General features: G+C 59.2%; 10 protein-coding genes and 2 pseudogenes. 6 read left to right on the top strand and 6 right to left on the bottom strand.

The window, feature by feature from the left end; genetic code table 11:
• Positions 1-36: 36 nt before the first annotated feature.
• Positions 37-1,395: a M48 family metalloprotease gene (locus tag QMZ18_RS07365; RefSeq protein WP_282605630.1), complete on the bottom strand. Its 1,359-nt coding sequence runs from the start codon at positions 1,393-1,395 to the stop codon at positions 37-39.
• 238 nt (positions 1,396-1,633) lie between these two features.
• Here QMZ18_RS07365 and QMZ18_RS07360 point away from each other — a divergent pair, with 238 nt between their 5' ends.
• Together QMZ18_RS07360 and QMZ18_RS07355 are read left to right on the top strand one after the other, a co-directional pair.
• Positions 1,634-3,181: a gamma-glutamyltransferase gene (locus tag QMZ18_RS07360; protein WP_282605629.1), complete on the top strand. Its 1,548-nt coding sequence runs from the start codon at positions 1,634-1,636 to the stop codon at positions 3,179-3,181.
• 50 nt (positions 3,182-3,231) lie between these two features.
• Complete coding sequence (locus QMZ18_RS07355) at positions 3,232-4,380, top strand: aminotransferase class I/II-fold pyridoxal phosphate-dependent enzyme (RefSeq protein WP_322097169.1); 1,149 nt, start codon at positions 3,232-3,234, stop codon at positions 4,378-4,380.
• Positions 4,381-4,569: 189 nt separating this feature from the next.
• Here QMZ18_RS07355 and QMZ18_RS07350 read toward each other — a convergent pair whose 3' ends face one another.
• Complete coding sequence (locus QMZ18_RS07350) at positions 4,570-7,524, bottom strand: ribonuclease E/G (protein ID WP_282605628.1); 2,955 nt, start codon at positions 7,522-7,524, stop codon at positions 4,570-4,572.
• A gap of 772 nt (positions 7,525-8,296) precedes the next feature.
• On the opposite strand from QMZ18_RS07350, the gene QMZ18_RS07345 reads away from it, so the two are divergent.
• From QMZ18_RS07345 to prfB, 3 genes are all read left to right on the top strand, one after another.
• Positions 8,297-9,499 carry an N-acetylmuramoyl-L-alanine amidase gene (locus tag QMZ18_RS07345; protein WP_282605627.1) on the top strand — a complete coding sequence of 401 codons (1,203 nt, stop codon included), beginning with the start codon at positions 8,297-8,299 and terminating at the stop codon, positions 9,497-9,499.
• 167 nt (positions 9,500-9,666) lie between these two features.
• Positions 9,667-12,141, top strand: coding sequence for a penicillin-binding protein 1A (locus QMZ18_RS07340; protein WP_322097183.1), 2,475 nt, complete (start codon positions 9,667-9,669; stop codon positions 12,139-12,141).
• A gap of 114 nt (positions 12,142-12,255) precedes the next feature.
• Positions 12,256-13,381, top strand: a protein-coding gene (prfB, locus tag QMZ18_RS07335; protein ID WP_282605625.1) for a peptide chain release factor 2 whose coding sequence is annotated in 2 segments (ribosomal slippage) — positions 12,256-12,324 and positions 12,326-13,381 — 1,125 coding nt in all. Because the reading frame shifts where the segments join, the coding sequence is not laid out codon by codon here.
• Positions 13,382-13,588: 207 nt separating this feature from the next.
• Here prfB and QMZ18_RS07330 read toward each other — a convergent pair.
• Positions 13,589-14,476 (bottom strand): annotated as a pseudogene (locus QMZ18_RS07330) (LysR family transcriptional regulator).
• A gap of 368 nt (positions 14,477-14,844) precedes the next feature.
• On the opposite strand from QMZ18_RS07330, the gene QMZ18_RS07325 reads away from it, so the two are divergent.
• Positions 14,845-15,645 carry a phytanoyl-CoA dioxygenase family protein gene (locus tag QMZ18_RS07325; RefSeq protein ID WP_282605624.1) on the top strand — a complete coding sequence of 267 codons (801 nt, stop codon included), beginning with the start codon at positions 14,845-14,847 and terminating at the stop codon, positions 15,643-15,645.
• A gap of 302 nt (positions 15,646-15,947) precedes the next feature.
• Here QMZ18_RS07325 and QMZ18_RS07320 read toward each other — a convergent pair.
• From QMZ18_RS07320 to QMZ18_RS07310, 3 genes and pseudogenes are all read right to left on the bottom strand, one after another.
• Positions 15,948-16,262, bottom strand: a pseudogene (locus QMZ18_RS07320) (IS30 family transposase); the annotation flags it as partial.
• Between the two features lie 62 nt (positions 16,263-16,324).
• Entirely contained in the window at positions 16,325-19,429 is a 3,105-nt protein-coding gene (locus QMZ18_RS07315) for a CARDB domain-containing protein (RefSeq protein ID WP_282605623.1), read from the bottom strand.
• 398 nt (positions 19,430-19,827) lie between these two features.
• A complete protein-coding gene (locus QMZ18_RS07310) occupies positions 19,828-20,286 on the bottom strand; it encodes an SRPBCC family protein (RefSeq protein ID WP_282605622.1) in 459 nt (152 codons plus the stop codon).
• Positions 20,287-20,631: the final 345 nt, after the last annotated feature.

Here is a 20,631-nt window from a genome sequence, read left to right as displayed (position 1 = left end):
CACTCGTGCCTTTATGTAAGGCGGTGATCGTTGTGATCAACGCTTTTGCTTCTCGACCAGCCGTTCGGCCAGTCCTTCCAGATCCTGTGCCCGTAGCGAACTCGGTGTCCCTTCTGGCAGGATTTTTACCGCGCGCCGGGCATGCTGAAGAGATTCCCGGGATCGACCACGCGCCAGGGCGGCTTCCGCAAGGGCAAGCGCGGTCATGCCGGTGTCGCCACTGCGGCCGTAGGCGATGGCTGACAGGCGCCAGGCCGCTGAATTGCTCGGTTCGTGCTGCAGTGTAAAGTCCAGGTTGTCCAGCGCTTTTTGGTCCAACTCGGCCGTGTTGGCTTCGATTTGCGCCTGGGCCAGAGCGAAGTGAAGCTGCGGTGAATTCGGACGCAATTGAGCTGCTTTTTCGAACGCAGGCAAGGCTTCGAGACCGCGCGCATTCTCGTAAAGCATCTGGCCCTTGAGCTCGTAGAAGTAAGGATCATTGGGATACTCTTCGATCAATCCGTTGATCAAGGGAAGCGCGGCATCCAGTTCGGCTTCACGATAATGTGCAATGGACCTTGCATAACGGCTTTCCAGTGAATTGTCGTCTTCAGGGTAGGCCTGAAAAACCCGGGAAATCGGCCAGAGAAATCCGATCAGCTTGGCCCGAACCCTGTTGTGCAGACGGGTGAGCTCCTCTGATGGCGGTGTGCCCTTGAAGGGCGACTGGCTGACGGCGTTTTCGAGAAAGCTGATCCGTTCCTGTGTCAGGGGGTGAGTCCGCAGATAGGGGTCCTGACTCGTTGCGAGCAACACTTCCTGTCCGCGCAGCACGCCCATAAATTCGAGGAGACCTTCCGGTGAGAGTTTTGTGGCTTCGAGCAGGCGGACACCTGCCTGGTCGGCCGCTGATTCCTGGCTTCTGCTGTATCCCAAAAATCCCTTAAGGGCGATATCCTGTCCGCCGCTGATAATCGCCGTTGCCGCTTCGCCGCGCCCGGTGGCCAGAGCGGCTCCTATCCCCAGCAGGTAGCTGGCAATGATTGTGGACTGGGCGTTTTCAATGCTTTTCCCGCGTATTGCCACATGCCCACCGGCCATGTGGCCGGTCTCATGGGCGATCACGCCAATGACCGCCAGCGGGCTTTCGGCCTTTACCAGCAGCCCAGTATTGATGAACATGCGGTTCCCAGTGGTTACGAAGGCATTGAGAGAGTCATCATTGACAAGAAAGATGCGCACCGATTGCGGACTGATGCCTGCCGCTTGGAATAGTGGCGTAGCGTAGATTCGAATGGTAGTTTCGATTTCCGCGTCACGGACCAGCCTCAGACCCTGGGCGGCGAGCGGCGTGGGCACCAGAAGGGCAAAGATAACCGCAAGAGCCGTGAACGGAAAGAAGGTGCGTTTGGTCACAAGTCAGATCTCGACATCAAAACATAAACCTAGGGTCGGTCCTCAGGCGATTCAACGAGGCGCTCCACAAGGCCTCAACTTAGATCCACAGATTAATCGGGTTAACGTGAATATAGTTTCAGCAAACGCCTGCATCGGCAAGGCGCAAGGGATCCTTGCAAGAGTCAAAGCTTCCCGGATATCGCATAAAACGGCGTTTATGGGCCTCCGCCGGAGGCTGTTGCTGGCGGGCAGTGCTATGCTTTTATTGGCCGCCTGCGAGACCCATCCTCAGCCTGACGGTGTGTTTGCGCCAGTGGATGGCTTCGCGGGCCTGATTTCAGGCGATGAGCCGCGCGCCGTCATTGTCGGCCGCGACGTCATCGGGAACGGCGGAACTGTGGCCGATGCCGCGGTCGCGATGTATTTCACGATGGCTGTGACCATGCCGTCCCGGGCCGGAATCGGCGGCGGCGGCGTTTGCGTCTATTTTGACGCGGCGACCATGTCCGGCGAGGTGTTTGAATTCCTTCCGCGTCCCGGAACGGCAGGTGGTGCCGTTCCGGGGAATGTGCGCGGTATGGCGGCATTACATGCCCGTTACGGCACGTTGCGCTGGGCTCAGATGCTTTCTCCGGCAGAGGGCTACGCCCGATTTGGCCATGCGGTCAGTCGTGCTTTCGCACGTGATCTGGCCGTGGCTTCCAACGCGTTGCAACGCGTTCCCGATCTGCGCCGGCGCTTCGAAGTGTCGGGGGGCGCTTTGGCACGCGAGGGCAATACTGTCGTTCAGGCCGAACTTTCCGCGGTGTTGGCAGGGGTCCGGCAGCAAGGCGCGGCCTATTTCTACGGCGGAGCATTTGCCCGCAGGCTCGCAGAATCTTCGACCCAGGCGGGCCTTCCACTGAATGTTGAGGATATCCGGAACAGCCTGCCGAACATCCGTTCTGCGGTAACGCTGCCGATTGGATCGGACGTTGGATACTTTTCAACGCCCCCGGCTGCGGGGGGCGTGGTTTCGGCGCAGATATGGCAGATGCTGACGGAATCGCAAGACTATGGCGAGGCCAGTCCGGAACAGCGCGAACATCTCTTCATTGAAGCTTCCATGCGCGCATTTTCTCAGCGTACGGGGTGGATTGCACCAGATGGAGCCAGCACGGAGGATCCGGAGGCTTTGGTCAGTGAGGCGCGGGCCGAGACCGCGATGGCAAACTTTAATTCCTCGCGCCATACGCCAGCGGAGCAGCTTACCCCGAAGCCGGGCCCGGCACCTGGCGATCCCGGCGCGGCGGGTTTCGTAATAGGCGATGCCTACGGCAACGGGATTTCCTGTAACTTTACGATGAACGGTCTGTTCGGATCCGGCAGGATTGCACCTGGTACGGGCGTGTTGTTGCCGGCCCCGCGCCGGTCACCCGCTGATGGCGGAGATTCGCTCAGCACCGTTATCGTTGCCAACACCAACACCGGTGTTCTGAGGTTTCTGGGGTCTGCGAGCGGCGGTGCAGTTGCATCGACATCTCTGGCACGTCTGATGCTCGATAGCCTGACGACCGATAAAGGCTTGACGGTGGCCATGGCCGCGCCGCGGATTCACCACGGCGGTGCGCCGGACGTCACATTCTACGAAGAGAACAGCCGGGCGATAGAGGGTCTTAAGGCCAAAGGACACGCAACTCAGCCGGTTCCGCAGATCGGCCAGGCAAATGCCATCTATTGCCCCAAGGGCATTGTCGAAGCGCCGGGAGCATGTGAAGTGGTCACCGATACGCGCGGGCATGGACTGTCCAACCTTGTTCAATAGGGGGCAGGGATGAATGCCTTAACTTCAGGATTGCGCTGCGGGAGGTCATTGTGGCTTTAAAAGTGGCCTCCCGGGGGCGCGCGGTTTCGCCGTTTATCGTGATGGATGTGATGCGCGCAGCCGGTCAGCGTGAAGCCGCTGGCGAGCAGGTGCTTCATCTTGAAGTCGGCCAACCAGGAACCCCGGCACCGCGCAAGGTACTTGAAGCCGCCAAGGCAGCTCTCGAATCAGATCTTATCGGCTACACGGATGCGCGGGGTATTGCGAGCCTGCGCGCGCGGATCGCACGGCACTACCAGGAACAATATGGGCTCTCCATCGACCCCGACCGTGTCATGGTCACGACCGGCTCTTCCGGTGGATTTTTGCTCAGTTTCCTCTCGGCCTTTGATTCGGGTGATCGCGTTGCCCTGGCGGCGCCCGGCTATCCGGCCTATCGGAACATTCTGCAGGCACTGGGCGTCGAGGCGGTGTTGCTGCCGAGCGAGCTCGAACACGGATTCCAGCCGACGGTCGATTTGCTCGAGCGCACGCCCGGTCGCCTGGATGGCCTCATCCTTGCCAGTCCGTCCAATCCCACCGGAACCATGCTCGACGGCGGCGAAATCAAGGCATTGGCCGACTATTGCGCCGAACAGGGTATCCGTCTGATTTCAGACGAGATTTATCACGGCATCAGCTATGGCCAGACGGCCGTTTCGGCGCTCACCTATTGCCCCGACGCGGTCATCATCAACAGTTTTTCCAAGTATTTTTCCATGACCGGTTGGCGGCTTGGGTGGATGATCCTGCCGGAAGACCTGTTACGCCCCGCGGAATGTCTGGCGCAGAACCTCTTTATCTCGGCACCTGCATTGTCGCAGATTGCCGGCGAGGCCGCGTTCGACTGCCGTGATGTACTGGATGGTTACGTTGCCACCTATGCGCAGAACCGCAAACTTCTGCTTGAGGAACTGCCGAAGGCCGGCTTTTCGAGATTAGCGCCCGCCGACGGGGCCTTTTACATTTATGCCGACGTAGCGGACCTGACAGATGACAGCGAAGCCTATTGTCGGCGAATGCTGGCGGAAACCGGTATTGCGGCGACGCCGGGCGTCGACTTTGATCCGGCGCGCGGGCATCATTTTGTACGCTTTTCCTTTGCTGGCCCAGGCGCCGACATTGCGGAAGCGGCGCGAAGGTTACAGGCCTGGGTCTAGACCGGATCATGTTCAGCGAAAAATGCGAATAGCCTTTTCGGCTGATTCAGAAATAAAAAACTCCGCTTCCGGCGTAAGCCTTAAAGCGGAGTTTTTCTGTTTATCGCGAAGTTATACCAAGGGGCATTATCAACGTTCCTTGGTATCAACTCCTTGAAGGATTAAGGCCTTCAAAGGGGCATGACCCGGTTACACCCAGCGTGACCACCAACCGCGGCGCTTGGGTCCGTCGTCTTCCGTCTCGCTGTCCCCTGCGTTCGCAGTTGCGGTCTCCGAGACGGGTTCGGTGGCCGCGCCCGGCGCCACCTGGGCCGGTCCGGCTTCGTTACCCGCATTTTCCTGAGCGACCATTGCTGCTGGTTCGGCTGACGCAGCGATCTCCGTGGCGTTCGGCACCGGCTCCGGCTGCCTCGTCTCCACGACGGGGGAGTCCGTTGGGGCCGATTCTTCGCTTACAGTCTCTGCAGCCGCTTTTTTTGCAGCTGCCGGCTTGCGGCTTCTGCTCCGCGGCGTCTTCGCCGTTGTCGAGCGGCTTCTGCTGGCCCGCTTCTTTGGCGTCGCTTCCGGTTTTTGCTCTTCAGCAGCCGTTTCGTTAACTTCAGAGGAGGCCGCCACCGTTTCAGCTGCGACCGGTTCAGCCGAGACCGGCTCATCCCCCGCAGACTGTTCTGCCGCGGCCGCCTGCTCTGCCTCAACCACTTCGGGTTCAGCCTTTGCGGTGCGCCGCGGGGAGCGGCTGCGACGGCGTTTTGGTTTAGGAGCATCTTCGGTTTCAGACTCTGCCGCAGGTGCTTCAACGGGAGCGGCAGTTTCGAGAGGCGCAGCGTCGGTTACCGCTGCATCCTGAGACGTGGAGTCAGATGCCGCGATCGCATCATCCTGACCATCCTGATCTCGGACGCTGCCTTCAGAATCCTGGGCCTCGGTGCTCTCGTCTTCGGAGGAAACCGTACCTGAAGCTTCGCCATCCAGCGTCTCCTCATCGCCGCTCTCCTTGCGGCGGGACCGTCTGCGTCCACCCCGCTTGCCGCGACGGCGGCGTTTCCGTGACTTTCCGTCTTCGTCGTCACTTTCGCCGTTCTCTTCGACCGACGCGTCCTCGGTGGTTTCGGCGGCGTCCTCATCATCGACAACGCTGAGGTTGTCTTCGGTGGGCGAAGCAGTGGCCTCATCATCGCGTTTGCGCCGCCGGCGGCGGCGTGAGCGCTTACGGTCGCCGGACTCGTCCGACTCGTCTACAGTCTCCGTCCGGGCATCTTCGTCATCGCGCTGTTTCGACGCCTGACGGTCTCTTCCGCGCTCGCGCGATCGCTCGGCTGGACGTTCAGCCCTTTGATCAGTAACGCGCTCACCTTGCTCGTCAAGTCGATCAAGGCTGTAGTCGGGTGCCGTCAAATTGTCGTCTGCGGAAACTTCGATTTCAAAATTGTAACGTTCTTCAATATCGAAGAGACGCGCGCGTTTCTGATTGAGCATGTAAAGCGCAACGGCCGTCGGAACTGATATCAGAACACGGCCACCTGAGCGGCGGATGCCTTCTTCTTCCACGGCGCGCAGAACGTGAAGGGCGGTCGATTCCGTGGTTCGGACGGTGCCGACACCCTGGCAGCTTGGGCAAATCAAAGTCGAGTTTTCGACCAGGCTTGGCCGCAGGCGCTGGCGCGACATTTCGAGCAGGCCGAAAGGACTGATCCGGCCGAGCTGGATTCTGGCCCGGTCATTCTTCATGGCTTCTTTCAGCCGCCGCTCGACCTCGCGGTTATGACGTGACTCCTCCATGTCGATGAAGTCGACAACCACCAGACCGGCGAGGTCACGAAGGCGAACCTGCCGGGCAACTTCATCGGCTGCCTCGAGATTTGTCTTGAGCGCGGTTTCTTCAATGTGCCGCTCGCGGGTCGCTTTACCCGAGTTCACGTCGACCGCGACCAGGGCCTCGGTGGGGTTGATCACGATGTAGCCGCCCGAACGAAGCTGAACGGTCGGATTGTGCATCGCGTCGAGCTGTCCTTCCACCTTGTAACGGTGAAACAGCGGGATAGAGGGGTCCTTGTACAACTGAACCTTTTTCGCATGGCTCGGCATCAAGGTCCGCATGAAGCTTTTTGCGGCTTTATAGCTGGATTCGCCCTCGACCAGCACATCTTCCATGTCGCGCGAATAGAGGTCGCGGATCGCCCGCTTGATCAGATTGGCTTCTTCGTGGATCAGAGCAGGGGCTGTCGAGCGCAGTGTGAGCTCGCGGATTTCATTCCACAGCCGCATCAGGTACTCGTAATCGCGCCGGATTTCCGTCTTGTTGCGCTGGCTGCCGGCCGTTCGCACGATTACGGCAATGCCATCGGGAATCTTGAGTTCGCTCAAGATTTCCTTCAAGCGGCGGCGGTCACTCGCGTTGCTGATCTTCCGGCTGATCCCGCCACCCTTGTTGGTGTTGGGCATCAGGACGCAATAGCGCCCTGCCAGCGACAGATAGGTGGTCAACGCCGCGCCCTTGTTGCCGCGCTCTTCCTTGGCGACCTGCACCAAGATGACCTGGCGGCGCTTAATGACTTCCTGGATCTTGTATTTGCGGAGCAGCCTGGCACGGCTGCGTTCCGCGGCTTCCTCGTCGTCATCGCCGCTCAGGGTGTCGACGGAGGTTTCTCCTTCGATTTCCTCGACTGTGTCATCCTGATCGACCGCGCTGTCTTCGCCATTGGCTGCAGCGTCCTGTGTTTCGGTATCGGCGGACGCGGCCTCGGATGGCTGCTCGGCGGTGTCGTTGCCGGCTGTTGCGCCATCAGCGTCTGTGTCGGCGACATCGCCATTTCCATTTTCTACCGGTTCCTCGTCGTCGGAACGGCTGGAAGATTTGAGTGCCTTTTCCTCTGCCAACAGCGCTTCGCGGTCGGCGATAGGGATCCGATAGTAGTCGGGATGTATTTCACTGAACGGCAGGAAGCCGTGGCGATTGCCGCCGTATTCTACGAAAGCCGCTTGAAGCGAAGGTTCTACCCGCGTGATCTTAGCGAGGTAGATATTTCCTTTGAGTTGCTTTTTAGAGACTGTTTCGTAATCGAATTCTTCGAGACGAGAACCACTGTGAACCACCACCCGCGTCTCTTCCGGGTGGGTGGCATCGATTAACATACGTTTTGCCATTAATTGGAAACTCCAACGCGCATCCTACGCCAACCGCGACTGAGGCGGGGCGGGGCGCGTAAATCTGTACTGGTTGGTTAAAAACCATCCGAGTGGGCTCACGATATTTGCGTTCAACGCGGCCGTCTGCGGCGGAGAACACTTGCCTTTGTTTGCGCGTATTGGCGCGCAAACGATGAATTAATTGCGGAGCTAGCAAGTCGTGCTTAGTTTCCGCCGGTTATTGTCGCCGTTCTTGCTCCCGGCACTTCCGTTTTCGGTACTGATGACCATTCCTTCCCCAGTATTGGGACCCATCGTGGGATTTAAGGTGCCGTGCCATCAGGCCGTTTGAAGGTAACCGTTCCAATGCTGTGTCTTTGAACTCCAGCATCTTGATGGTTAAGAACGTTCCGGCTGCAGAGTAACAGCACTGCCCTATATGTGTCACACCCTAATTTTTCGTTATTTTATCGGCAGATAAGGCAAATCGTTCCGCCAAAGTCACGGCCGTTCGCCACGCTCTGCACACGAGTTCGAAGGGCTGGTTCGTTGCTGCTAGGTGGATACGATCGGCCAAAGCCCCTTGCTTTTACGCGCGCCTGGTAGGCAAGGGCATGACCTCGTTCGACAATTTTGCTGGTTGCAATCACATGAATCGGATACATCTCGTGGAAATGTTGCTGTGCGAAACGATGTGCACTGCCCGATTCGCGATATTGGATTTAGCGACATTTGACTTTGGGATATTAGACTTCGGCCCATGAAACTTTGGTCCATGAAACTTCGGCCCATGAAAATTGTCGTTCTGATTTTGGCCGTGATGGCCCTGTGGCTGAACGAGGCGTATGCCAAACCCAATGTGTCGGTCATTCGTATCGGGGAACACCCCGATAAAACCCGTCTGGTTCTTGAGCTCTCGGAAGCACCAAACTACCGGGTTTTCCTGCTGCCGAATCCTTACCGGGTGGTTATAGACCTGCCCGAACTCGACTGGACGGTGCCTGAAAACAGGATTCCCGATGGCCGTGGGGTGATCGAAGCTCTGAGATTTGGACTGTTCGCAGCCGGCACCAGCAGGGTTGTCCTGGATCTCAAGCAGCCCGCTCTTGTAAAAAGCGTCTTTGTCCTGCCGCCCAAGGACGGGCGCCCGCACCGCCTCGTCGTCGATGTCGAACCGGTGAGCGTCGCAGCGTTTAACGCGGCGCCACAGGATCGCCTGGCCGTTTCGTCCAAGCAGCCATTGCGTGTCGCGCAACCCGCAATTCCAGCCGATGTCGCACCAAAAGCGGCTGGAGATGCGCGCCCGACAATCGTAATTGACCCCGGACACGGTGGTGTCGACCCCGGCTCGACCAGCGTAACAGGGTTGGTGGAAAAAAAGCTCGCGTTGGATTATGCCAAGGAACTCAAACGGCAATTAGAAGCATCCGGCCGATTTCGCGTTGTTCTGACTCGGGATAGAGACGTCTTTCTGGCTCTTCGGGATCGGATAGAAATTGCCCATCAGGCCAAGGGAAATCTTTTCGTTTCGCTCCATGCAAACAATCATAAGTCACGAAAAATAAAAGGATTTTCTGTTTATACCCTGTCGGAAAAATCCTCCGATGCGGAGGCCAGAAACTTGGCAACCAAGGAAAATAAGGCTGATATCATCGCGGGTTTTGACCTCTCGGAACAGACCGAGGTCGTGCGCGACATTCTGATCGACCTTGCGCAACGTGAATCGAAAAATCAGGGAAACCAATTTGCGACGACCGTCATCGATGAAGTCGGTCAGGTCGCTGGATTGCTTGGAAATCCGCACCGTTATGCTGGATTTGCGGTCTTGAAGTCACCGACCATACCGTCGGTTCTGATTGAAATTGGCTACCTCTCCAACAAAACTGAGGAAAAACGTTTGCGGGATCCTGGCTACCGGAAAAAGCTGATGTCTGCACTGGCGCGCTCGATCGGTAGTTATTTTGAGGAAAATCAGACTTTTAATCGTTACTAGACGTGCCAATATCAAGGGGTGGAGCACTGATCATTTGTTAGGTATTTTTGCGTATACTCGGCAATGGTCCGCTGGCGTATGATATCGCAGCATTGATTGGGGTGTTTCGGCGTCTAACTTGAAAGTACAGGAACATCGCTCGCCGGTGCTCGGCGGTATTGTCACCGATTGAGCCAAAAGAACGAACGGAGAGTAAGCTGAGAGTTTTCATCTTCATTCTGGGATTCCTGGTATTTCTGGGGTTGGCCGGCGTTGTCGGCGGCTTCTACGCTCTGCATCATTACGGTCGCGGGTTGCCTGACTACAAGCAACTGGCGGACTACGAGCCCCCGATGGTGACCCGTATCCACGCTGGCGATGGGCGCTTGATGACCGAATATGCGACCGAAAAACGCATCTACGTACCGGTTCAGGCGATTCCCCGGCGTGTCGTGAACAGCTTTCTCTCGGCCGAAGACAAAAATTTCTTCAATCACCCCGGTGTTGATTTTGTGTCCCTGCTGCGGGCGGTGGTGACCAATCTTGCCAATATCGGCCAAGGCCGGCGGCTGGTTGGTGCGTCTACGATTACCCAGCAGGTGGCGAAGAATTTCCTGCTGACCAACGAAGTTTCCTACGAACGTAAGATCAAGGAGGCGTTGCTCGCCTTCCGCATTGAGCGGACCTTCTCCAAGGAGCGTATTCTGGATCTCTATCTCAATGAGATCTATCTCGGCGGCGGTTCCTACGGTGTCGCTGCTGCAGCCTTGAACTACTTCAATAAACCGCTCGATCAGCTCACCATTGCCGAGGCGGCGTATCTGGCTGCTTTGCCAAAGGCCCCCAACAACTATCATCCGATCCGTAAGCATGAGGCCGCGATTGCACGGCGCAATTGGGTTGTCCGGCGGCTTGAGGAAGACGGCCATATTTCAGCCGAGGAGGCCGAAACCGCCAGAAATTCGCCGCTGGAGGTTCAACGCCGGGACGAAACTGAAGTCGTCGATGCGGATTTCTTCAGCGAGGAAGTGCGGCGCGAACTGGTCGAGCTCTATGGCAGCGATCAGCTCTATCAGGGCGGCATGTCGGTTCGCACGACACTTGATCCACGGCTTCAGGCGATCGCGGATCGTGTCCTGCGCAAAGGGTTGCTTGCCTATGACCGGCGCCATGGCTGGCGTGGACCGGTGACCCAGATCGAACTGGAAGGCGACGACTGGCAGGAAAAACTGGCTGCGGTCGAACTCCCCGCGGGATCAAAACCCTGGCGCCTCGCGGTGGTGCTGGAACTAAGCGGTAAATCAGCCGGGATTGCCTTGGCCGACGGAACGCAGGGTACTCTACCCATGAGCGAGCTTTCCTGGGCGCGAAAATGGCTTAAGAATCAGCGGTTTGGCAACAAGCCCAAGCGGCCCTCGGAGGTGCTCGCCGTTGGTGACGTGGTATTGGTCGAGGCGGTCGAAGCCAATGCAAAGGGTGAGGCCTACGAGGCGGGAACTTTTGGTTTACGCCAACTGCCCCAGATCGATGGCGGCTTGGTCGCGCTCGATCCGCATACCGGCCGGGTCTTGGCCATGTCGGGCGGTTTCTCATTCGAACAAAGCCAGTTCAATCGGGCGACCCAGGCGAAGCGCCAGCCGGGTTCGGCCTTCAAGCCCTTCGTCTATCTTGCCGGCCTGGACAGCGGATATACGCCGGCGACACTGATTCTCGATGCACCCTTCGTCATCGATCAGGGACCTGGACTGGGCAAATGGAAGCCTGCCAACTATTCCCACAAATTCTACGGTCCGACACCGATGCGGGTCGGGATCGAGAAATCCCGCAATCTCATGACCGTGCGTCTGGCGCAAACCATCGGGATGGAGAAGGTTGCAGACTACGCAAAGCGTTTTGGCGTCGACGACAACCTGCAAAAAGTGCTTTCAATGTCCCTTGGTGCCGGCGAGACCACGCTGATGCGCATGACCACGGCCTATGCGATGCTGGTCAACGGCGGCAAACGGATTACGCCCAGCCTGATCGACCGGATCCAGGATCGTAACGGTGCGACCATTTACCGGCATGACCTGAGGCTCTGCGAGACCTGCACGCAGGACTATCAATCCGAAGGCCAGGTTCCCGAACTTGAAGACGAACGTGAACAGATCGCCGATCCACGCAGCGCCTACCAGGTGGTTTCCATGCTGCAGGGCGCCGTTCAGCGCGGCACCGGTCAAAAGATTAAAGCGGTTGGCAAACCCCTCGCAGGTAAGACAGGCACGACCAACGACAGCTTCGATTCCTGGTTTATGGGTTTCTCTCCTGATCTGGCTGTCGGCGTCTTCACCGGTTTCGACAATCCGCGTACGCTCGGCCGGCGGGAAACCGGTGCATCGATCGCTGCGCCAATCTTCCGTGACTTCATGATGGGGGCGCTGGAGAATCAGCCGGCAATCCCTTTCCGTATTCCGCCTGGTATCCGTCTTGTGCGTCTGAATGCCGAGACCGGGCAGTTGGCTCGTCCAGGGGATCAGAAGGTCAGGCTTGAGGCCTTTAAGCCGGATAACGTCCCAACCGGTCAGCAGGTGTTGATCGACGGTGGCTATACGCCGTCCTCGGGACAGGGGGCGGTCAGAGTGCGCGGTTCAAGCGGTGGCGGCCTGTCCGGCGGGCTCTACTGAGCAAGATCGTCAACGCCGGCGACAATTCGTCCGGCGACTTATAGGTCGGTCTGTACAGAAGCCGTTGAATTCCGTAAAAGACCCCGGATAAATTTTTCCCGTAGAGGAGGCCGCATGCGCGCCGAAATCCAAGCGGTGGTAGACGACATTACCCAGTCGTTGGCCCTGCTGAGGAGGCATCTTTGACTTGGATGCCGCAACGAGACGACTAGACGAACTGAACTCTCTCGCCGAGGATCCCTCGCTTTGGGACGACCCCGATGCCGCGCAGAAAATCATGCGCGAACGCACGCATCTGGAGCAATCCATTGCGCGCTATAAGGAGTTCGAGCAGGGCGTCGAAGACGGCGTGATGTTGATCGAACTCGGCGAAGCGGAAGAGGATGCCGACACCGTTACGGAAGCCGAGGCGTCCTTGATGGAGCTGCGGGACCGCGCGGCCAAGGAGCAACTTGCCTCGCTTTTGTCCGGCGAAGCCGACGCCAACGACTGCTATTTGCAGGTGAATGCCGGTGCCGGTGGCACGGAGGCCCAGGATTGGGCCGAAATGCTGTTGCGCATGTACGTTCGTTGGGCCGAGGCCCATGGCTGCAAGGTTGAGTGGCTGGACGAGAGCGCGGGCGAAGAAGCCGGCATCAAATCCGCAACGCTTCAGATCAAAGGGCATAACGCCTACGGCTGGCTGAAGACCGAGTCCGGCGTCCATCGTTTGGTCCGGATCTCGCCTTACGACTCCCAGGCCCGCCGCCATACCTCCTTTTCCAGTGTCTGGGTCTATCCGGTGGTGGATGACACGATAGAGGTTGAGGTTCTGGATAAGGACCTGCGGGTCGATACCTACCGGGCATCGGGCGCAGGCGGCCAGCACGTCAACAAGACCGATAGCGCCATCCGGATCGTGCACGAACCGACCGGCATCGTAGTGCAGTGTCAGAACGACCGCTCCCAGCACAAGAACCGCGCGCAGGCCATGGCGATGCTGAAGGCCCGGCTCTATGAGCACGAACTTCAGAAACGCGAGGAAGCGGCGCAAGCTGAGGCCGACAACAAGACCGACATCGGCTGGGGACATCAGATCCGATCTTACGTTCTGCAACCCTATCAGATGATCAAGGACCTGCGGACCGGGCATGAGACCACCAACTCAGGCGCGGTTCTGGACGGCGATATCGATGGTTTTCTGGAGGCCTCCCTGGCAAGCCGTCTCGGCGGTGGCAGTTCTGAAGCAGAAGCGTCCTAAGGTAGATCCAGGTTGGGCGGATTCACCAGGGATGATCCGCCGTCCGGGTCATTCACCCGGTCAATCTACCGCCCCTGCCAATCTATCGCCCCTGCAATCTATCACTGCGATTTGTGGCCATGCGGATTGACGCGATGCGACGAAACCGCACGGTGACTCCGGCAAAACATGGTGTGCTCCTTGGGATTACGACCCTGATCGCTTCTGTTATTCCGCTGCGAACTCGGCAAGCATCTCGGCCTGCACGGCCTTCAGGATCGGACGGGTCTCGCTGTGCCGGTGGCAGGCCGTTAAGACGCGTTGAGCGATCAGTTCATCCGATAGCGGCAGGCCGATAATGGGCATCCCGTCATAGGTCGTTTCTGCCGGCGGCAGGGTATGCGCCAGGGCAACGCCAAATCCGTTCGCGACAAGAGATCTCTGGAGTTCAAGCCCACGGAGGCGTGCCACGACCAACGGAACCGCCGAGCGGGCTCGCAACAGTCTCATGAAGTATTGGGCGCTGAACGGCTGATTCAACAAGATCAGGTTTTCGCCGTGTAGATCGGCCAAAGAAACCTACTCCATGTCAGCAAAGCGGTGCCTGGCGGCGCAGACGACACGCGGCTGCAAGCTATAGAGTGTCTGCGTTCCGAGATCGCTGCTGAGGCCGAGGTCGTAGGTGGTGGCCAGATCTGCTCGGCCCTGGGTCAGCGCTTTCGCTGCGCCTTCGAGGTCGGACTCGAAGAACCGGATCGATTCCTCCGGCAGCCTCTCGCTCAACAGCCGGAGCAGGCGCGGCAGGATGTAGCGTGCGATCGCCTCGTAGCAGCAAAGCGACGTGCTGCCTGCAATCTTCGCCTCCGGTGTTGCCAGGGCGGCAACGGTCTGGGCCTGATCACACAACAGCCGCGCCTCCGACGTCACCTTGATCCCGAAGGGTGTCAGGGTCACACCCTGTGCTGGCTGCCGGATGAAAAGCTTCATGTCATAGTGCTGCTCGAGCGCAGCAATGGCCGACGATACTGCGGGTTGGGAGACGCTAATACCAAGGAGCGTTGATAACGACCTATAGAGATTGTCTACAGGGATCTTCGGGCAGGAGGATGGGCGCAAGCGATACGGCGTATCGGTAAGGTCTTTCGACGCCCTCCGAAGGTCACTGTAGACAAACGATACGGTGGCTTTACGCGACTTTCAGGCTGCGTCCCGCGCGGCTTGCGAACCCCGCATCGCTGCACCGCTCGCTCCTATCTGAAAAACGCGTAAAGTCGACTCTATGAGTCAATATCAACGCTCCTTTGTATAAGCCAGCGCGCGGCCGCGGTCACGTTGCTGTGGTCCGCCGCGGCAAGTGCGTAGACAAGCTGGCGAAGGGTAAGCGATTTGATTTTCTTATCATGATCATCCATTAAAATTATTTTCTTTGATGCATGCTCTTGAGTAATGTCGGAATAACGCTGCGCGATGATCAGGAGGAAACCGTGAGCCGCCACCTCGACGATCAGACCATTCAGGCCTTCCGCGACAAGGGCGCCGCCGTACTGCGGGGTATCTTTTCCGATTGGGTCGATACGCTCCGGGACGGCGTCGACGCCAACATGGCCGACCCGGATCCCACGGCGCGGATCTACAAGGGGGAGAACGGCGGCGGCCGGTTCTTTGTCGACTACTGCAACTGGGCACGCATTCCGGAATATAAGGACTTCATCTTCAACTCTCCCGCCGCCGAGATCGGCGCCGAGTTGATGGACAGCCGGCAGGTCCAGTTGTTTCATGAGCACGTACTGGTCAAGGAAGCGCAGACCGGGGTGCCGACCCCCTGGCATCAGGATGCGCCCTATTACTGCGTCGAAGGCCCCAAGACGCTCAGCCTCTGGATCCCGCTGGACGAGATCCCGCGCGAGACGACGCTGGAGTTCGTCTCCGGCTCACACAAATGGGACAAGTTCTTCCGTCCCCAGCGCTTCGACGGTTCGGCGTTGAACGAGAACGATGGGCTGGAAGATATTCCCGACATCAATGGTAACCGCAGCGATTACGAGATCATCGGCTGGCCGGTCAGCCCCGGCGATGCGGTCGCGTTCGACTACCGCACGATCCACGGCGCACCCGCGAACACCAGTGCCAGCAGCCAGCGCCGCGCGTTTTCGCTGCGTCTTGTTGGCGATGACGTGCGCTTCGTACGACGGGAGGGGATCGTGACGTCACCCCCGTTCAAGGAGGTCACGCTTCAGCACGGTGACAGCTTGGCGGCAGAAGAGTTCCCGGTCTTGCTAAGCTGACCGCGGCCGGGTGACTTAGGGGGGCGACTTTGGGGCCGACTGATTGCGGGGGTCGCCCAGGTCAGCCGTTGCAGGGCATATTCAGACCAGCCGCGAAGCATCTGCTGGCGCAAAGGATAGGCAAAAGCAATGGGCTCAAAGCGGCCAAGACATTCCGCGGTTTTGATCGTTGCAGAAACGACCGGTTTTGGCCTGCTGTTCTGAAAGCCGCCATCGTCAAACGCCATCGTCAAACGGCAGCTTCACCCGCAAAACCGGCCACCAGTGACCATCGCAGCGAAGGCCTGCTTTCGGCGGCAGATTCAACTGATCGGTACAACACAGTCAGCGAACTTCTTTGCTGGTGATTGATATTGCAAGGTCTTGCGTGGCCGTTCGTTTAGTTGTCTGGTGATTGCCCCGAGTTTGGCCTGGGAATGTACGGACAAGCCGGTTCCGCGAGGCAAGTATTGTCGGAGCAGGCGGGTGGTGTTTTCGTTCGATCCCCGCTGCCATGGCGAATGCGGGTCGCAGAAGTAGACTTCGATGTCGGTTGCCATTGTCAGGCGCGGACGATCTGCCAGCTCTTTGCCGATCATCGCCTTCCTCGCCAGCTTCACCGCGTTCCTTTGCAATGCCAAGGCATGTCCAGCTCTAATAGTTTTTCAACAGCCTGCTAGGGGCTCCTTCAAAGCAGGCTTCAGAATGAGAAGCAGTGCTCGTTGTTGGCCTCGTTGCTCTCGGCGACCAGGTTGTCCGGCGCATCGGCACGGATACAGATCTCTCGGGTCTCGGGGTCCTCGCCGATGACCAGGTTGACCGAAGTCGTCTCGCTCTGGGTCTCACCAGGCGCCAGGCCGGCCGGGAAGGGCACCGTCTCCAGGCTCAGATCGCCGGCCGTCTGGGCCAGCTCGACCTGGAAGGGACCGGCGGCGGCAGCGCCGATGTTGCGGACCGTGAAGAGGATGCCGATCCGGCATCTTTCGTTGCGACACACGGCGTCGCTCGAGATTTCCGGATCGATCACCAGATCGGCCCGCTCGGGACCGCCGTCCGGCCCTTTGACGATGCGCTCAGCGACCGGCTCGACATGGATCGAGGCGTTGTCCTCGGCCGTGCCCTCGGCGTTCAGCGTTGCCGTCGTGTAGACGCCAACGACATCCAGACTGCGGTCGCTGACCAGGGTCACGAAGCCGTCGATGAAGCTGGCCGGTAGGACGCCGTCGAAGACCCGCCGGCGGATATCCTCGCAGTCGACCGCGAGCGCCAGGCGTGGCTTGAGAACGTCGCTGGCAATGGCCCTCAGATCGCCCGGTTCTTGCCCGCCAGGCGGAATGGCGAGTGCCAGCGACTTGTCGATGCGCGCCACCCTCGGGCCTGGATTGCGAACGTTGATGATCGTCGCGTAGTGGCCGCGCGCCAGGCGTAGGTCGCGGGTGCTCGGCTGGACGCCGCAGAGGATCTTGGCAGCGTAGTGGTACTGGCGCCCAGGGCGGGTCCGGTCCTCGCGGGCATCCTTGGCGGCCTTCTGGACATAGAGCACCGAGCGGTTCCTGGGATCTCCGGTGCTGAATCCGAGCGTCGCTTGGACCAGGAGCGCCTGGTAGATCTTGGCCGGTTCCAGGACCGGGAAGGGATTGCAGGTTCCGGGCGGGATCGGCGCGGCCGGCGGCACGACGGGCGAGAGACTGGCGCCCTGGGCGGCAATCGCCGGCGGCGCATCCGTGCCGTTCATCTCCTCGAGCTCGAGCGGCAGGTCGAGCACGGCGACCTGGAGGTCGATCACGCGAATCGAATAGCCGTCGGTACGGTCGTTGCAGAGCGAGGGTGCGAGCGTCCCGATGATCGGATTGTAGGCAAGATCGAGCGATATCATCGGAAAGTCGCCGATGTTGCCGGAGCCGGTCCAAAAAGTCCGCACGATTTCCGGATCGCCGTTGAAAACGAAGCCGACATGAGCCACATCACCGACCGAGAGCGGCCCCGGCTCGGGGCCGTAGAAGCTAAGTGTGGTCTCGTTGGCGGCCGGATCGAAGATGGTGATATGGTTCTGAAAGGGGTTGGCCGGCCCGTGGTAGAAGTCGCTGAAGTCGCCACCGACATTGCCCGGAAAGACGAACTCCAGATTGTCTGCCTGCTGTTCCGGGTCGGCCAGGACCAAGTCGACATCGACGTTGATCCAGGTTCCAGACTTGGTCTGCAATACAGTTGCCCCGAAGACGTCTTGGGCGCCCTGGGTCGTGCCCATCCAGATTGGTAAGGCTCGGTCGATGTCGTGGTGATAGGTCGCCGAGCTCGCGACGGTCGCCGCGACCTGCTGGTAGTCGCCGATGAAGCCGCCGTGGAACTGGGCGTTGGTCGAGGGCGCCACCGTGACGCGCGCGTTCTGCGAGAATGTCTGCCCGCCGTCGGTCGAATGGCTGAAGTAGGTATGGAAGCGCAGGTTGTCCGGGTCGTCACGCCGGTCGTAGAAGACGACGTTGATCTTGCAATTCTCGTCGATCGCGACCCAGGGAAAGAACTGGTCCTTGCCGTTGCCCATCGGATCGTCGTTGACCTTGCGGGTGAAGCCGCCCGGCCACGTCTCGCCGCCGTCGGTCGAGCGCTTGAAGAAGATGTCGCCGTCGCCGAAGCGGTTGTCGGCGAATACCAGGAAGAGGTCGCCGTAGAACTCGCTGGTGAGGTTACGGCACACGCCCAGACTCGGGAAGCTGTTGACCCGAAAACCATTGCTCGGGTTGTGCTCGGGATGGCCGAACTCGCCAACTAGGGCGCGCCTGTTGGAGGTGCCGGTGCCGACGCCTGTCTCCATGACCGGAAACTGTACGACCGAGTTCTCGACCACAACGTCCTCGCCCCAGGTGAAGCCGCCGTCCGTCGACTTGTCGAAGAGGATCTGGGCTGTACCCTCATCGACGTTACCCACCCAGGCGACGTAGACGTCGGGAGACGGCGCACCACCGCCTTCGGGGTTCGCACTGCCGAGCGTGGCGACCACGGCGCCTTGCGCACTGCCGGTGCCTGGATCATCGATGATCACATTGTCGGCGGCCGCCGGAGCGTCGAAGCTGGCACCCTGGTTGGTGGAGCCGGCGATGCGAATGTTCGCACCCTGCATCCAAGCCATGAAAACATCGTTGGAGAGCGGATCGGCGTTGATGTGTTGCTTGTCGGGCGTGCCGGGGCCGGCGACCAGCACCGGCGGATCGAAGGTCAAGCCACCATCGCTCGACTTGTAGACATGCATGGCCGTGTCGTCGACGCTCAGCGTCTCGGGCGTCTCGCCGCTGCGCAGGATACTCATGCAGGCGTAATAGAGATTGCCGGCGCCATCGAAGGTTACAGAGGGATCGCCGCCACCGTTGAAGCCCTCGGGCGGCTCGAATAGCCCACCGCTCCAGGTCTGCCCCGCGTCCTGCGACGCGTAAAACCCGCAAGAGGCCTGGGCCCGCCCGGCGACCACGTTATCGCCACTGTAGTCGTTGGCACCGGCGACCCAGTTGTCGTGATTGGTCGGGTTGACCGCCACCGTGGTCTCGTTCTGGGCACAGAGATTGGGCTCGGAGTCGTCGAAGCAACCGCCATCCGTCGGGTTGGCCTTGATGTTCGGCAGGACCAGCACACCGTTGGGATCGCGATCGAGCTCGTCCTCGGGATCGGTCGGCGGCACCAGCGGCTCGACGTTCAGAGTCGGCGGGAAGAAGTAGAGCGACGGATCGGCCTTTGGACCGTCATCGGGCTCGGCTCGTACGGTGAGCGCGCCGGCGGCCCAGAGCCCCAGCGTCAGAAACAGTAGGAATCTCATCGCCAATCTCTCCCGGTCTAGAAACCTCTTGCGATCACATTGACCATAGGCTCTGCCGGGACAAGTTACGGCATGAGCCGAACTGGATTTGGGTCGCGGGTGGTCGCCCCGACTTTCGATCAACGTGCCAGAAGTCAATTACGAACAACAGCCGCTACATACATATGCCACAGAACGGACACACTGATTTGCGGCGCCTGCGGAAATAGGCGCTTTTGATCGCAGTAGGTTTGGGCACCTTCCGGCCATTTCCTGCACTGTGACATCTCGCAAGAAGATTGTAAGTCCACAGTGCCGAAAACGGCCCATGGCTGTCGTTCGCTCGTGCAGTCAGAATTGCGCCGCACAAGCCGCAAAGCAGGTATTCATGTTTGTTATTGGATGCCGGTCCTGGGTTCCTATGCTGAGAGATGTTCGGTAAGGTTGTCTGCCTGTATGTTCCAACCCTCTTCGTTGCTGCGCATAGCCTCGATCCGTCGAGGATCGGGCAGTGCGGAAAACCCGGACTCGGTTATCGTCAGACGCATTCCGTCTGGGAACTCTTCCAGCCGGAACTCGACAAGAAGGCCGGGCTGACCCTCTGATTGCTCCGTCGATCCATCATCGGAATCGTACCATCGAAATGAGAAGAGGCGCTCGGGCTCCATACGTTCGATGTACGCGACCCAAGCAACATCTTCGTGGCCCGGGTATGTCATTTGACCCGTAGATTTGACGCCAACCTCAAAAGGTTGATCAAGGCTGACACGAAACCATTGCCCAAATTCTTCATGATCCGTGAGGGCATTCCAAACCCGTGAGATCGGCGCGTTTAGCTCGACCACTTTCACGATCTTGTCGTTGTCCGCGTCAGTCATAATGCAACTCCTTTGTTGCGTTTTCTCACTGTTGTGATCCCTGTTAGTGACGTTGGATTCTGTATTGTGAGGACGCGCCGATGGTTGCGTCAACAGACTGACCGCCGTGTACCCTTGGCAACCGCCGTCGTATCTGCTGGGCCGTCTCCGCCTCAACGCCGGCCATTGGCTGAAACCTGTCGAATGTCTCGGAAGGTTTCAAATCTGCCTGATGAGGTGCAGCAGGCGGCCATCGGACTGGCGCGCTGTGGCTGCCGCTTTCGGCCCTAAGCATGCGTAATTGGGCTGACCATGATTTGAGGTCGAGCTCCCGTTAGGATCACAGGTATTCTGTGAACATGGGAG

This window comes from Pelagibius sp. Alg239-R121 (genome assembly GCF_947331435.1).
GTDB lineage: Bacteria > Pseudomonadota > Alphaproteobacteria > Kiloniellales > Kiloniellaceae > Denitrobaculum.
The sequence above is the reverse complement of the archived record's forward strand: the minus strand, read 5'-3'. Positions and strand labels throughout refer to the sequence as shown.